Annotated in this window: 14 protein-coding genes and 1 pseudogene; 6 read left to right on the top strand and 9 right to left on the bottom strand. The window is 59.6% G+C overall.

Annotation, left to right across the window (positions count from 1 at the left end):
* Positions 1-18 precede the first annotated feature (18 nt).
* The 3 genes from OKA04_RS15015 to OKA04_RS15005 form a co-directional block, all read right to left on the bottom strand.
* The gene (locus OKA04_RS15015) at positions 19-711 is read right to left on the bottom strand and encodes a hypothetical protein (protein ID WP_264501999.1); all 693 of its coding nucleotides are present in this window, start codon (positions 709-711) and stop codon (positions 19-21) included.
* A gap of 18 nt (positions 712-729) precedes the next feature.
* The gene (locus tag OKA04_RS15010) at positions 730-1368 is read right to left on the bottom strand and encodes a Kelch repeat-containing protein (RefSeq protein ID WP_264501998.1); all 639 of its coding nucleotides are present in this window, start codon (positions 1366-1368) and stop codon (positions 730-732) included.
* Positions 1369-1861: 493 nt separating this feature from the next.
* Positions 1862-2506 (bottom strand): ATP-binding protein, encoded by a 645-nt coding sequence (locus OKA04_RS15005; protein WP_264501997.1) that lies wholly within the window; start codon positions 2504-2506, stop codon positions 1862-1864.
* Between OKA04_RS15005 and OKA04_RS24770 the strand changes: the two genes are divergently transcribed.
* The 3 genes from OKA04_RS24770 to OKA04_RS14990 all read left to right on the top strand — a co-directional run bounded on the left by OKA04_RS24770 (position 2390) and on the right by OKA04_RS14990 (position 5987).
* Complete coding sequence (locus OKA04_RS24770) at positions 2390-2983, top strand: Ig-like domain-containing protein (protein ID WP_425503690.1); 594 nt, start codon at positions 2390-2392, stop codon at positions 2981-2983. The genes OKA04_RS15005 and OKA04_RS24770 overlap by 117 nt on opposite strands.
* 162 nt (positions 2984-3145) lie before the next feature.
* A complete protein-coding gene (locus OKA04_RS14995) occupies positions 3146-4417 on the top strand; it encodes a tyrosine-type recombinase/integrase (RefSeq protein ID WP_264501995.1) in 1272 nt (423 codons plus the stop codon).
* 433 nt (positions 4418-4850) lie between these two features.
* Positions 4851-5987, top strand: a complete 1137-nt coding sequence (locus tag OKA04_RS14990) for a Gfo/Idh/MocA family protein (RefSeq protein ID WP_264501994.1) — start codon at positions 4851-4853, stop codon at positions 5985-5987.
* Between the two features lie 55 nt (positions 5988-6042).
* Here the strand turns inward: OKA04_RS14990 and OKA04_RS14985 are convergent, their stop codons facing one another.
* From OKA04_RS14985 to OKA04_RS14965, 5 genes are read right to left on the bottom strand one after another with little or no spacing between them, the layout of a single operon-like run.
* A complete protein-coding gene (locus tag OKA04_RS14985) occupies positions 6043-6570 on the bottom strand; it encodes an HD domain-containing protein (protein WP_264501993.1) in 528 nt (175 codons plus the stop codon).
* A 10-nt stretch (positions 6571-6580) separates the two neighbouring features.
* Positions 6581-6868, bottom strand: a complete 288-nt coding sequence (locus OKA04_RS14980) for a hypothetical protein (RefSeq protein WP_264501992.1) — start codon at positions 6866-6868, stop codon at positions 6581-6583.
* Positions 6869-6900: 32 nt separating this feature from the next.
* Entirely contained in the window at positions 6901-9132 is a 2232-nt protein-coding gene (locus OKA04_RS14975; RefSeq protein ID WP_264501991.1) for a xanthine dehydrogenase family protein molybdopterin-binding subunit, read from the bottom strand.
* Positions 9129-10121 carry an FAD binding domain-containing protein gene (locus OKA04_RS14970; protein ID WP_264501990.1) on the bottom strand — a complete coding sequence of 331 codons (993 nt, stop codon included), beginning with the start codon at positions 10119-10121 and terminating at the stop codon, positions 9129-9131. Before OKA04_RS14970 ends, OKA04_RS14975 begins: the two co-directional genes overlap by 4 nt.
* Positions 10118-10648, bottom strand: coding sequence for a (2Fe-2S)-binding protein (locus OKA04_RS14965; RefSeq protein WP_264501989.1), 531 nt, complete (start codon positions 10646-10648; stop codon positions 10118-10120). The genes OKA04_RS14970 and OKA04_RS14965 overlap by 4 nt, the downstream gene beginning before the upstream one ends.
* A gap of 264 nt (positions 10649-10912) precedes the next feature.
* On the opposite strand from OKA04_RS14965, the gene OKA04_RS24650 reads away from it, so the two are divergent.
* From OKA04_RS24650 to OKA04_RS14955, 3 genes and pseudogenes are all read left to right on the top strand, one after another.
* Positions 10913-11368 (top strand): GNAT family N-acetyltransferase, encoded by a 456-nt coding sequence (locus OKA04_RS24650; protein ID WP_343226888.1) that lies wholly within the window; start codon positions 10913-10915, stop codon positions 11366-11368.
* A 199-nt stretch (positions 11369-11567) separates the two neighbouring features.
* Positions 11568-11777, top strand: a pseudogene (locus OKA04_RS24645) (plasmid stabilization protein); the annotation flags it as partial.
* An 844-nt stretch (positions 11778-12621) separates the two neighbouring features.
* The gene (locus OKA04_RS14955; RefSeq protein WP_264501988.1) at positions 12622-13059 is read left to right on the top strand and encodes a DUF2383 domain-containing protein; all 438 of its coding nucleotides are present in this window, start codon (positions 12622-12624) and stop codon (positions 13057-13059) included.
* Positions 13060-13195: 136 nt separating this feature from the next.
* Here OKA04_RS14955 and OKA04_RS14950 read toward each other — a convergent pair whose 3' ends face one another.
* Entirely contained in the window at positions 13196-13720 is a 525-nt protein-coding gene (locus OKA04_RS14950) for a hypothetical protein (protein WP_264501987.1), read from the bottom strand.
* Positions 13721-13871: the final 151 nt, after the last annotated feature.

Below are 13871 nucleotides of genomic sequence, written 5' to 3'. Positions count from 1 at the left end.
GCGAATTTAACCGGAAGCTCAGGCGAGCGCAGGCTCGGCAACGGCCACCGGAGCGGCCTGGGTGGCAGCCACGGGAGAGGCGGCGGAGAGAGGTCGCGCGCCCGCACGCTCCATTGCCTGGCCGATCTGCCGGGCCTGCGCGGCATCCAGCGTGGGGTCGATGGTGTATTCCAGACGCTTGGCCTTCCCCTTCGGCGCCTTCTTCAGCGCGGCAAGTACGATATCCACCGTAGCACGACAGTCGTCGACCGCTCCGGCGGTGAAAACGATCCAGCGCTCCTGCTCCAGATTCAGCGTGCCAAAGCGCGCCGCCTCGCAGCGGAAGCAGCGCAGGCCATGAGCCTCCGCGCACGCCGCGCTGGCATCCAGCACCGGACGCCCGCCCAGCCCGACGAAGGTGATGGAAGAACCCGCCGAAGAAGGATCGTCACCGGCCACGTTCGTCGCCTTCTTGACCGCCTTTTTGTGCATCAGCCAGCCGGAGAAGACGAGGAAGGCAAGACCTAGGCCCTGACCATCGATCCAGATCCAGCGGATGTCGGCGGGAAGGAATTTCCCGTAGTGAATGTTCTTCAGGATCTCGCCGAGTTCCCCGCCGCCCTTGTGCGCGATGAAGGGGCAGGACAGGGCGATGAGTCCCAGCGTGATCGCCAGCGCCATGCCGATATTGGCATGCCAGCGGCGGTTCTTCGCTTTCCAGTTTTCAGCCACGGTAGGAAGAGGGGGCGGTCAGTGGTCGTGCTTCTCGCCGTCGTGATGGTCGTGCCCGTGCTCGTCCTTCTTCTCCTCCTTGTCCTTTTCAGGAGGCATCGAGACGCCTTCGGGCAGCAGGGCCGGTGCCTCGTTCCAGTCGCCCGAGGCGCTGCGGGTCAGGAGGCCCTTCTTTCCTACTACGAGCACCGTACCATCGGCTCCCACGGAGACCGAATGGAAGTCGCCTTCCTTCACGGTGGTCCAGGCACCTTCCTTGAGCTGATAGAGTCCGCGCTTGCCGGAGACCCACACGGAGCCATCGGCAGCAGCGGCCATCGACTTCGCCTCGTCCACCGGGAAGTCCTTAACGATGGACCACTCGCCATCCTTACTGCGGACCGCGAGGCCACCTTTGCCGCCGGCGTAGAGCGTGCCATCCGCCAGAAGGGCGGCGGACTTCATCTCGCGCGACTCGCGGCCGTGCTCGCGGTCCTTCTTTTCCTTCTCGTTGCGGGTCTCGTTCATCACCGCCTTCACGTCCACCTTGCCATCCTGGGCTAAGGCCTTCGCGCCATTGAGGAGAAATGGACCGGCAGCCACAGCACCGAAGCCGATGGCAATGAGAAAACCGGAACGGGGACCCCACCAGGAGGGGCGCTTGGTATCAGAACTCATAAAAAGGAACAGGCGCTGTTGATTTTGCGTCTCAATAGCTGTGCCGCGATACGTGGGTCAAGGCGAACATCCTACGGAAAAGTGACGTAAATGTGCTTTGGGCGAGTCATTTCCCGACGGAAACTGCCACTGCCAGAGGTTTCCCATCCGCCACTGCCAAGCCCCCCAAAGTCTTTGGCTGACCTTGATTGATTGGGTCTGGCAGCGCTTTCCCCACCATCAGCGGAGCATCCCCGCGATATGAAGCCTCCGCGGGTCGCCACCGCGGAGGCTCCTTTCGGCACACCGGGCGATCCTCCCAGACCCAGCCCTGCATGTGCGTGGACGTTGGTAGGAGCGTCACCACCGCGGGGATATTTCTCAAACGGGAACAGGAGAATTCCGAAGGAAGCGTTCGGAAAAAGCTCACGGGAGCGCTCCATGAAGAACCGGACCAGACCTTGGTCCTACACGATCATGGTGCGCACCGGCATGACTTCTTCTTCAGGGTGCATCATGATGGTTGGCCGGCCGTGGAGGGTGCGATCTTCAGAGTGAAGTCGAATTCCGCGCCGCCATCCTCGGGGCTGCGGGCTTGGAGCGGGGTACCGAGCGCGTCGCAGATCTCGCGGCAGAGCTTTAGCCCCATGCCCCCGGTGGCGGTGATCGACTCGTCCTGGCCGCTGGAGAGGCGGGCGGCGATGGCCGGGGCTAGGGCAGGGCCGTCATTGCCGTCGATGAAGCGCAGCCGATCTCCTTCGGCGACGGTGCGGATGGTCACAATGCAGTTGGCGGATTTCAGCGCGTTTGCGAGCAGGTTCCTCACGAGGATTTGGGCAAGCACGAGGTCGGTCTCCATGAGCAGTTCGCTACCCACTTCCAACCGCAGCTCCACGCCGCCGTGTTCGGCATCGATAGTAATCCGGACTTTGTCCTCGCTTCGCTCAATGGCGGCAGTGTCTCGGCCAGCGGCCTGCTCCAGGCGCAGGATGATATCATCACACGTCCGCCGGGTTCGGCCGATCAGTCCTTCCCGATCCGCCTGGCTAGACTCCATGCGAATGACGTCCGCCCGGAGGGCCAGGAAGTCGTGCTCGATGGCATCGATACCACCAGCTCGCAGGGCGTGCCGCTTTCGCTCGTGGGAGAGGAAATTCACTACACTCCCGGGGCCGCGGTGACCGGAACGGACAGGTTCACCTACCCGCCCCGGAATTCCGCCGGAGTCAGCTCCACGGCGACCGTGACACTGCTGCCCCGACCAGTATGTCCCGGCTCTCACCATCGCCCCGGATGGCAAGGTCATGCTGGGCTACCAGGGCATCCCGCTGCGAAGCTACACCATCGAACGCTCCACCGATCTGAATGGGTGGACCGCCATCGGCACCCGCTCCAGCGATGCCGTCGGCTGGCTCGACTTCACCGACGCCGCCCCGACCATGTCCCGCGCATTCTACAGGATCGTCTCGCACTAAGGGGAGGCATCATCTGCCCGCCCTTTCTCCGGGGCGACCCCTCAGCCACGGTCTCCAGAAATGCCCGGATCACCGACGGAAAGACCGGAGGCCGACGAATGCCGCCAATGCATCACAACGGAGACCCGACTACGGGCCTCGCCTTGGGCGGAGTCTCCTGAAAATCAGAAGAGATACGAGGACTGGGACTCGAACCCAGGATTCGTTACCGAGCGTCCAATGGTGTTCATCGTGATCAATGGCGATTGCAAACCTCTGAAATTGAGCAATTCGGGACTATATTGACTTGCTCGGACGCGGCTGAATGTTAGCACCCTGTTAGCATGATTGGCGTGAGTTTGTTCCGGCGGCCCAACCGAAAAACGGGCGCATCCCTCCCTGGTTACTACTGCTCATTCCGCATCACGGGTGCTGATGGGAGGCAGCGCCAGATCAATCGTCAGACTGGCAAGACGACGAAGCGGGAGGCCGAGGCTTTCGCCGTCGCTTTACGGGAGAGCATCTTAAAAGAAGCCGGGGCCGGCGAAGAGAAGAGCGCCCTCATCTACGCTGCCTTGCAAGAGGCCGCCGACCTGGCTGCGCGCCACGAGCTTACTGCGGACCTAGCTCGCGAGTTCCTGGCCAAGTTCACCGAGATTGAGTCCGGCAAGGCCATCCGAGGCTACACAATCACCCAATGGCTGGACTTCTGGCTCGATAATAAAAAGGTCGCCGGTAAGCCTGCGACCCTGGCCCGCTACAAGAATGCGGTGGCACGCTTCAAGTCGCACCTCGGCGACCGGGCTGCCGATCGATTGGAAATCCTTGCTGGCGCGGACGTGCAGAAGTTTCGCGACAAGCTCCGGGCGGAGGGTAGAAGCGCCAAGACGACCAATGGCTATTTGAAAGACATCCGTTCGTGCCTCACCTCCGCGGTGAAGGAGGGCCTACTCCCACGTAATCCTGCGAGCAACGTCGCTACCCTATCCGAGGAAGATAGCATCCAGCGCGAGCCGTTCACGCCTGACGAGGTCGGCAAACTCCTCAGTTCGGCATGTTCGGCTGATTGGCGAGGTGTCATCCTCATGGGAGTGTATGGAGGCCTTCGGCTGGGTGATGCTGCTTCGCTGAAAGCGGGCAATATTGATCTGGTGAAGAACTGCCTCTCTTACATGCCACAGAAGACATCCCGGAAGAGAAAGATCCTCACGATACCGCTGCACCCATCGCTGGAAGATTTCCTATTGAAACACCCGCTGTCAGATGATCCGGCCGCGTCCCTCTTTCCATCGTTGGCTAAGACGAGCGTGGCGGGCCGGAATGGGCTCTCTCTCCAGTTTGGGGCTCTCATGGAATTTGCCGGCATCTGCCGAAACGTCATTAAACAAGCCAGTGACGGAGCTGGTCGGACTCAATATGCACGCAGTTTCCATTCGCTCCGTCACACCTTCACGAGCTTACTGGCCAATGCGAACGTGTCCCAAGAACTGCGCATGCGCCTGACCGGCCACACGACGAAAGAAATTAATGACATCTACACCCACATCGAATTGGAGTCCTTGAAGAAAGCAATCGACCAGATCCCGAAATTGAGCATTTCGAAATACCCTAAGTGACTCCAGAAATTCCAGAAACGAATTGGACGGATTGCTGGTGTTCTTGTGTAATGTTCAAGTTGTCAAAGAATTGTGTCGATTTTTGAACAATCTGTCCAGGCTGGTTGAGTCCGACTTTCGAAGGCGTGCATGTTCGTTTGGAAGTCGATCTTTTGTGTTTTTTACCCAAATGTTCGAATTCTTTCGTTGTCAACCGGCTGATGGATTAGCCCCGGGAAGGCATTCAATGATGCTGATGAAAGAACATCGCACCTCTAGCTGCTTCGGGGAATTTGGGCGTCGCCTGGCCAAATTCTGTGGTTCATAAAAGGTGAGATTCGGATTAGGATCGGTCTTACCTAAGGCTTGGACTTGATCCCACCCTTGAGTTTTCAATCTCTGGCATGCCGGATGCGAAGGCTCCGGGATGGAAAACACGTCACGCCGCAAGTTCATGAGTTCCGCAGCGCTGCTTTCCGGCGCAGGGCTTGTCACCGCCCAAGATGCTGTGCCGCTCGCGCCGCCAGACAAGCAGCCGGAGAATCTGGAGGTGGAAGGGGCCGCCGGGAAGAAGGCAGGGTGGGCCATCGTGGGGCTTGGCGAGCTCGCACTTGAGGAGATCATGCCAGCATTCGCCGGTTGCAAGCGCTCGAAGCCGGTTGCACTCGTGAGCGGTCACCGCGACAAGGCGCTGAAAGTTGCGAAAGCCCACGGAATCTCCGAAGATGCCATCTACGACTACCAAAACTTCGACCGCATCGCCGACGACAAGCGCATCGACATCGTCTACATCGTGCTGCCCAACAGCATGCACGCGGAATTTACCATCCGTGCGCTGAAAGCCGGCAAGCACGTCCTCTGCGAGAAGCCGATGGCGGTGAGCGTGGAGGAGGGCGAGGCCATGGCAAAGGCCGCGGAAGAAGCGGGGAAGAAACTCGGCGTCGCCTACCGTCTGCACTACGAGCCGATGAACAAGATGGTCATGGAATGGTGTCGGGCAAAGCGTTTCGGTGGCATCCGCGCATTCACCTCCAGCAACTGCCAGGATGTGAAGGCTCCCAATATCCGCCTGAGCGGAAAGCTCGGCGGTGGACCGGTGGGCGACGTGGGCGTGTATTCCATCAATGCCGCCCGTTACGTCTTCAATGAGGAGCCGGTGGAAGTGACGGCCTATGCCTCGCGGCCGGAGGATGATCCGAGATTCCGCGAAGTGCCCGAGAGCGTGAGCTTCATCTTGCGCTACGCCTCCGGGGCGGTGGCCAGTTGCCTTTGTTCTTTCGGAACTGCGGAGAGCCGGAGTTACCATGTCCACTGCGAAAAGGGCACCATCGTCATGGACCCTGCCTTCAGCTATCGCGGGCTGCGGCTGCGCACGATTTCAAAGAGCGGCGAAGAGTCACCGACTGAGTCCACTGAGGTAATGGTGCCACAGGTCGATCACTTCACTGCGGAGATGGACGGCTTCTCCACCGCGGTTCTCGACAATGGCGAGGTAGTAACGCCGGCCGCAATGGGACTCGCCGACATGAAGATCGTGGAGGCGATTGCCAAGTCCATCGAATCCGGAGCACCCGCGAAGGTGGCAAGGTGAAACAACAGCGGCCGCGATATGCACGTCCACGGGGCGGGGGCATCCGACCCTACGATCAGGTGGACCTGCGTCCGTGGTCGATAGCTGCTTCCAATAAGGTCCGCGCGCGCTCGATCTCCGGTTCTCCAGAAGTTGCAAGGGCTAGCGCGCGATTTGCAGCTTTCAGTCGTGCCTCCCGATACTCGACCGGGCCATCGAGATGATCGAGCGCGTCGGCCATCTTGATCAGCCGCGCTTGCCATGGTGCCTGCGCGAGGCGTTCCCAGTAGGCGGCCTTTTCATCCTTTGATGTCTTGCTGAGCCATTCGACCCAGGCAGTCACGTCCGGCCCCATGGTGAGCGCGACCGCTTCCCGGGTGAGCGACGTCTTCTCGAAGACATCGTGAAGATAGGCGGCCGCTAGCACCTCGGGATCATGGCAGCCGAATTCCGAAGACACGAGCATGGCGACCCTTGCTACATGAGCGAAGTAGGGCATATCGGTCCCGGGCGGATTCTGCCCTTCGTGAGCACTAGCTGCCATCGCCGCAGCCCGCTGCCACAGCGAAAAGTCGGATTTGGTAATATCGGAGGAAGCATCCATGGCCATGCAATCAGGATTGTGCGAGAGCAATGAAATCGTCCCGCCAGTCCCGGTCATGGCGGGCGCGATAGTCTCCTGGATGCAGGGGGCCATTCACTTCGATGAAGGCGCTGAAGTCTTCCCGCTCAATGTCGAGCACCCGGCCTGATTCATCGCGGAAAGTATAGACGCCATCTGCACCGGACGGCTGCTTCCACAGCCGCAGTTGCTCGGCGATGGTGAGGTCGTCATTCGTGCGGGGCGCGGCGGGTGTGGCCAGCTTCTGTTGGTCGGAAAGTCCCGTGTCGGTCGTGCTCATGGCAGTGCAATGGATGGTTGGGTTTGAATGGTTCAAAGCAGCTTGTCCGGGGTGAAGGGCAAGTCGCGGACTCGGCGGCCGGTGGCATGGTGGACCGCATTCGCGACGGCGGCGGCTACACCCACGAGACCGATTTCTCCGAGACCTTTCACGCCGAGCGGATTCACCACGTTATCATCTTCGGGAACGAAGATCACCTCGATGTCGCCGATGTCCGCGTGGACGGGAAAGTGATAGTCGGCGAGGCCGGGGTTGATGATCCTGCCGAGCCGGTGGTCGTGGACGGTCTCCTCCTGCAGCGCCATACCGATTCCCCATACGATCCCGCCCAGGATCTGGCTGCGTGCGGTCTTCGGATTGATGATCCTCCCTGCGGCGATTGCGCTGACCACGCGGGTCACGCGAACCATGCGGGTGTCCTCGTCCACTTCCACCTCGGCAAAGACAGCGGAATGTGCCTGGCGGGCATATTTTCGCTGCTTTAGTATCTTCGGAAGAGCGGTGCTTTTCCTTTGGATCTTCGATACGGAGGAGGCTTCCAGCAGGTCGGTGAATGAGATGCGGTGAGCCGGGTCGCCCGCGACGATGACGCAGCCTTCATCGAGCGTCAGGTCATCCTCCCTCGTCCCGTCGAAGGCGGGATGGCTCTCGGCCATTTTCAGCAGCTTCTTGCGGATCTTCCGGCACGCCGCGTCCACGGCCGTGCCTACACTGGCAGCCGTCCATGAGCCTCCCTGTAGCGGGGAGGAGGGCAGGGCGGTGTCTCCGAGTTGGAATTTCACATCCGTGATGTCCAGTCCGAGCGCTTCCGCGGCTATCTGGGACATGATGGTATAGGTTCCGGTGCCGATGTCCGAGGTGGCGCTGCTGACCACAAGCTTGCCGTCGGCTCCCAGCACCGCCTTAGCCGAGGCGGGCATCTGCATCGCCTCCCACACGCCCGTGGCTACTCCCGAGCCCTTCAGCGTTCTGCCCTCCCGCCCGCTGCCGACCACGGCGTCCCGCCTTTCCCAGCCAAAGGCGGCAGCACCCTGGCGATAGCATTCCAGCAGTTGCTTGCTGGAGTAGGGGAGGTCCTTCGTCTGGTCCCTGTCGATGTGGTGACGGATGCGGAACTCGAGCGGGTCGATCTTGAGCGCTGCTGCGAGTTCGTCGATCGCGCACTCGAAAGCGAAGACCCCCTGCGTCGCGCCCGGCGCGCGCATGTCGCACGGGGTGTTGATGTCCAGCTTCGCGAGTTCATACTTCTGACGAACGTTCTCGCAGCGATAGAGCACGCCGGACCAGTTCACGACGTTCTCAATGTAGTCCTCGAAGCGCGAAGTCTCGGAGAAGCACTCGTGAATCACGGACTTCAGCTCGCCGTAGAGGGTTGCGCCGAGTTTCACATTCTGAATCGTTCGCGAGCGTCCGCTGAGGCCGAACATCTGGCGGCGGGTCAAGCTGATCTTTACGTTTCTCTGTAGCTCCAAAGCCGCCAGCACCGCCATGAAGCACTGGAATTGTGGTCGGAGCGCCGAGCCAAAAGCACCGCCGACGAATGGCGACCTCACCTGGAGCGCCTTCTTGGAGAGCGAGAAGACTTTGGTGAGGTAAGCTTGGGTGTTCAGTACCCCCTGGGTCTTATCGTATACCACCAGCACGTCCTTCTCCCACACCGCAGTGCTCGCAAATAGTTCCATCGGATTATGATGTTGGGCCGGCGTGCCGTAGTTTTCCTCAAGCGAGAGTCCTGCTGCTGCGTGGACTTCATCCGGATCGCCACGCGGGTCGGGTGGCAATTCGATACCGCTTCGGCTGGCGGGTGCCTTATAGGCATTGGCCCGCTCTTCGGCCAGATCGGTGGAGCAGGTGTCTGCCTCGCATGTCACACGCACCAGCGAGGCGGCGTAGGCAGCTACCTCGGGAGTCGAAGCCACCACGAGGGCGACCGGCTGTCCTTGGAAGTAAATTTCCCAGTCATGGAGGGGTCGCAGAGGCGAGCCGTCCGGTGCCACCTGATCGCGATAGCTGCGGTCCAGCCACGCAAGGTGCGGTGTATTCTCATGGGTGAAGACTTTGACGACGCCCGGGATGCTCTCCGCCTCCGAAGTGCAGACGGACAGGATCTTGCCACGAGGTATTCCGCTGCACACCACGTGACCGTGCAGGAGATCGGCACCAGTGAATTCCGCAGCATACCGGGCGGTCCCTGTGACCTTCGCTGCTCCGTCGACACGGTTCGCCGGGCGACCGGTATGGGAGTATGAGGATGTGGAACTCATTTCGTCATCAGGTGGCATGCATCGGCCAGGGCGCGGGTAATGGCGGCGCGGGCGAGCGGGATTTTGAAGGCATTGAAAGTTCGGGCTTCAGCCCCGCCGAGCAGTGCAGTGGCAGCCTTGTCGAAGGCCAGTGCCGACGGCGGCCCGCCCACAAGGAGCGCTTCCGCTTCCTCTTTCCTCCACGGTTTGTGTGCGACCCCTCCAAGAGCGATCCTCGCATCGGCAATCATGCCATCCTCGATCTCGATCGCTGCCGCGACCGACACCAGGGCAAACGCATACGAACTCCTGTCGCGGATTTTCAGGTATTGATAGTTTTCGGGAAATCCCTTCGAAGGAAGCTCGATGGCAGTGATGAGTTCATCCGCGCGGATGTCGGTATCGCGGTGCGGCTCGTCTTCCGGCAGCCGGTGAAATCCGGTGATGGGGATGGAGCGGGACGAGCCTGCTCCCTCCAGCACCACCACTGCGTCCAGTGCTGAGAGAGCCACGCACATGTCCGAGGGATGAGTTGCGATGCAGTGCTCGCTGGTGCCAAGAATCGCGTGGTTGCGATTGTATCCCTCGCGTGCCGGGCAGCCGGAGCCGGGCAGCCGCTTGTTGCACGGGAGCTGGACATCGTAGAAGTAGGGGCAGCGCGTTCGCTGAAGCAGATTGCCCCCGTTCGTGGCGCGATTGCGGAGTTGCGGGGATGCCCCCGCAAGGATGGCCTTCGCGAGCAAGGGATAGCGACTGACGACCTCGGGGTGACGCGCGGTGGCGGCGTTAGTCTCCAAAGCCCCGAGCCGCAGCCCGCCCTCATCTGTCACCGTGATGCCACCAAGCGGCAGCCGGGAGATATCCACCACCTCGGCCGGACTCATCACGTCCTCCTTCATGAGGTCCACGAGATTGGTTCCACCGGCAAGGAAGGCTGCTGCCGAACTTCCGCTGAGATGGGAGAGAGCGTCCCCGGCGTCGGTCGCGCAATGGTAGCTGAAGGGCTTCATGGAAGGGCGGGGGATTTGGTTTCAACGGTGTTTACCACTTCCTTGATGGCGGTGAGGATGTTCGGGTAGGCTCCACAGCGGCAGAGATTGCCACTCATCGCCTCACGGATGCCATCGTCGGATGAAGGACATCCTTCGGCGATGAGTCCTACCGCGGAGCAGATCTGGCCTGGAGTGCAGTAGCCGCACTGGAAGGCATCGTGGTCGATGAATGCCTGCTGAAGCGGATGCAACACATCCCCGTGGGCAAGGCCTTCAATGGTGACGACCTGCTTTCCCTCCAAAGTGACGGCGAGGACCAGACAAGAGTTCACGCGCACGCCATCCAGCAACACCGTGCAGGCTCCGCACTGGCCATGGTCGCAACCCTTCTTTGTCCCGTGCAGGGTGAGCCTTTCACGGAGCAGATCGAGCAGGGTGGTCCAAGCCTCCACATTCACTTCGATGCTCGTGCCATTTACCGTCAACCGGACTTCATGCACTGAGAGGCCCTTGATTCGTCCACTCTCGAGTGAGTCGGAGATCACATCGCTAGATATTTTCGGAAGACTGCAGTCGCGCGAGAGGATTTCCGACATCCCATAGTGAGAGCAGACGCGATACCGATGCGCTTATCGCTGAAGTGAGACGGTTAGGACAGGTTCCCAAGGCGTAGACAATGCAGGAGGCACGCAGGCCATGCAGTTTGCTCGGGGAAGTCGGTCCATTGTTGGTCGCGACAGCTCTACCATCACACTAGTTCTCATGCATGTGGAAGGCCCATGGGCTGCTTATGACTTGGTTATTTTCCCATGGTCTCCGTCGTCGTCCCTTACTCACCGCTTACCGATCCCGAAGGGGATGGAGTCATGCTTCGCCACGCTGGCTTCGTAATTCCCTCCATGTCGGGCCAATCGCCCTATCATCATTTTCGCATTTTTGCCGGCGCTCGGGATGTGGGTCACATCAACCTGAGGATAGGGGATAGCCGCCATGTGCGGCGGGTCGTCGGCCACGTTGGATATTGGATCCGCCGAAGAGCCCGTGGGAATGGATACGCGCTCTCAGCGTGTCACGCGCTGGCTCCGTTCGCACGGGCCATACTGCCCAAGGTGATACTCACTTGCGACCCTGATAACACGGCATCTAGGCGCACATTGGAGCGTCTCGTGCCCGATGATCAGGTGAGCGAAATCAGGATACCACCAAAGGATCCGCACTACAGCAGGGGCGTCCGGAAGAAGCTCCGATTCATTTGGATGCCGTAGTGATTCCCGGGTGATATCCGGGGATGCTAAAGCAGGGCTCAAGGACTGAAAAAAGGCATCGCTTCATCACTGCCGCATGGCCCCTACGCGCAGTTCACGCCGGCTCTGCTGCTGATCGTATTCAGCCGGCGTGTAACTAACCGGGCAAGCCGCCGGGAACGCCCAATGCTGGAGGTCTGATGAGACAACCCATCTGATCATGCCACGAGGAGACAAATCAAGCTACACGGACAAGCAGAAGCGGAAAGCCGCACACATCGCGGAGGGCTACGAGGAACGCGGGGTGTCGCACAAGGAGGCAGAGGCTCGTGCCTGGGCCACCGTGAATAAAGAATCAGGCGGAGGAAAGAAGTCTGGGTCAGGATGTGGAAAGAAGGAAAACCATGAATCGTCCCGCAAAGGCGGACGAAACTCTTCCTGAAGTGGCCTGCCAATCTGGCGGATGTGAGCTGTTAGCCTGCTAGCTTCACTTCTGATGAAGCAGGAGACCGGCGTTCTTCTCCCCAGCTCCCGTCAGGCGACTGAATCGTGAGAATCCCGCCGTCCTTCTCTAGAAACGACGACGCATGGATGATGACGCGATCCCTGTCCGGTAAAGCATATAGGAAGCGACCGTCCTCAAGCCGGAACACTCAGTTTCCGGCGCGCCGCTCGATGACATACCGATGGGGGTACATACCGGACTAATAAAATGGCCTCTGGAGTTCGCAACGGGTTCTTCTGACGCTGGAGGCCTCACGTTGCACAGCATCTGCGTGGGAGCGCTGAGGACCGAAGATGCGAATCAAACTCGGCTCAGAAGTTTGTGGAAATGGCAAACAGTTGACCCGGCTCGCAGTTGTCCAACAGAATCGAACCAATGCTTGAATCTGGTATCAGACGTTTGAGAGCGGACGACTGCGACGTGGGAGATTGGCTTCTCACGGATGAGGTTCCGGATTGGGGTGAAGGGGGAATCCGCACCTACGTTCATCCTGTAGGTGACCATCAATTCTGGACATTTACCCGGAATCTCCGGGAGCACCGAGGACTGGACAAGGATGTGTGGATCCGTGAATCCTGATTCCGGTCTAGCAGCTGCGGTTTATTGAAAAGGAGCAGTACAGCCCGGATCTTGCACGATGCGTGAGTCGGCCATGCACTAAGCATTTTGGACAAGCAGATGGCGACGCTACGACGGGATCCAGCAAAGGGTCTTCATCTGCTCTAGCGAATCGCCCGGATTTTCCAGGCGAAATCCATAACGCTATATCATGAACTCATCCCAAGATTGCATCAGTGTCTGCAACAGCCTCCTGCGTGGCGAACTCTCTGCCGTGGAGACCTACAATCAAGCCATCGAAAAGTTCGGCACCGAGCCAGAGTTTACCGCCTTGCAGAGCATCAAGACGGATCATATCGAGGCTGTTGGAACGCTGCGACAGCATGTCCTTGAAATGGGCGGCACGCCTGCCGACGGCTCGGGAGCATGGGGTACATTCGCAAAGGCTGTAGAGGGAGGTGCAAAGTTGCTGGGGGAATCTCCGGCACTCTCGGCACTTATCGCCGGTGAAGAACACGGGATTTCGGAATACGAGGATGCACTCAAGGACGACAATGTGATGGAGGAGATCAAGCATCCCATTCGTTCAAGGCTCTTCCCCGCACTTCAAGTTCACATCGACGCGTTGAAGCGGCTTCAGAACCGCTGAAAGCACGCTCGCGTGAGGGCCGGGTTCAAACCCCGGCCCTCTTGCTGTAGGCCTATCTCGAAACCGGCAGAAGTTGCCTTCCTCGAGAGATTTGAACGATCCGGTTTATGAGGAGGTAATGTTGGCAATCGTCCCGCTACACGATGGCCTGATCATCGAAGACGCCGCGTTGGCGCCTTGCTACTTCCAGTAGAGCATCGACTCCAGCTTCCACTCTTCGTTTCTCTACAGCATCGCGCTGTGCAATTGCCTCCAGCTCCAGCCCCGCGAAATCGACTCCACCCCATTCGCTGATGAAGGGTGCTAGTTCCGCCATCATCACCCATAGCAAACGTTTCCCTTGTATGCCGAGCGCAAGGACTTCCATCCCCTCGAACCTCCCCAAACAGCCCGGTTCCATTCCGTCCCAATTCAGCTTCAGACGACTTGCGGCACCAGTAATGCTACCGGCAACCTCCAGCAGGGAACTGCTGCTCTCCCCCAATCGCGAGATCAAATCCTTGAGGATGGCGCGATCCTTCTCAACCTTATGTTCGAGGTCGTTGAAAAATGCGGCTTCTTCGGCATCTCGTGCTGAGGATGTAAGCGAGCGGATGAGTCCGACGGCACCGGCTGAGCCTCCGAGATGTTCGTTGAGATAGCGGTTCAGTTTTTCGTCCATGGGAGTTCTTCGGGATGATTTAGAAACTTAAACAGCGTGCAATCGATGTTCGGCGAATGAGGACCTTTCTGATTCTGATCGCACGGCCAGCCGCCTTTTCATGCAGGAAGTTGATCAGAAGCGTGAATGCAGGAGGAAATTGGGAGTGGTG

The organism is Luteolibacter flavescens, assembly GCF_025950085.1.
GTDB classification, from domain to species: domain Bacteria; phylum Verrucomicrobiota; class Verrucomicrobiia; order Verrucomicrobiales; family Akkermansiaceae; genus Haloferula; species Haloferula flavescens.
This window is presented reverse-complemented; position numbering and strand designations above follow the sequence as displayed.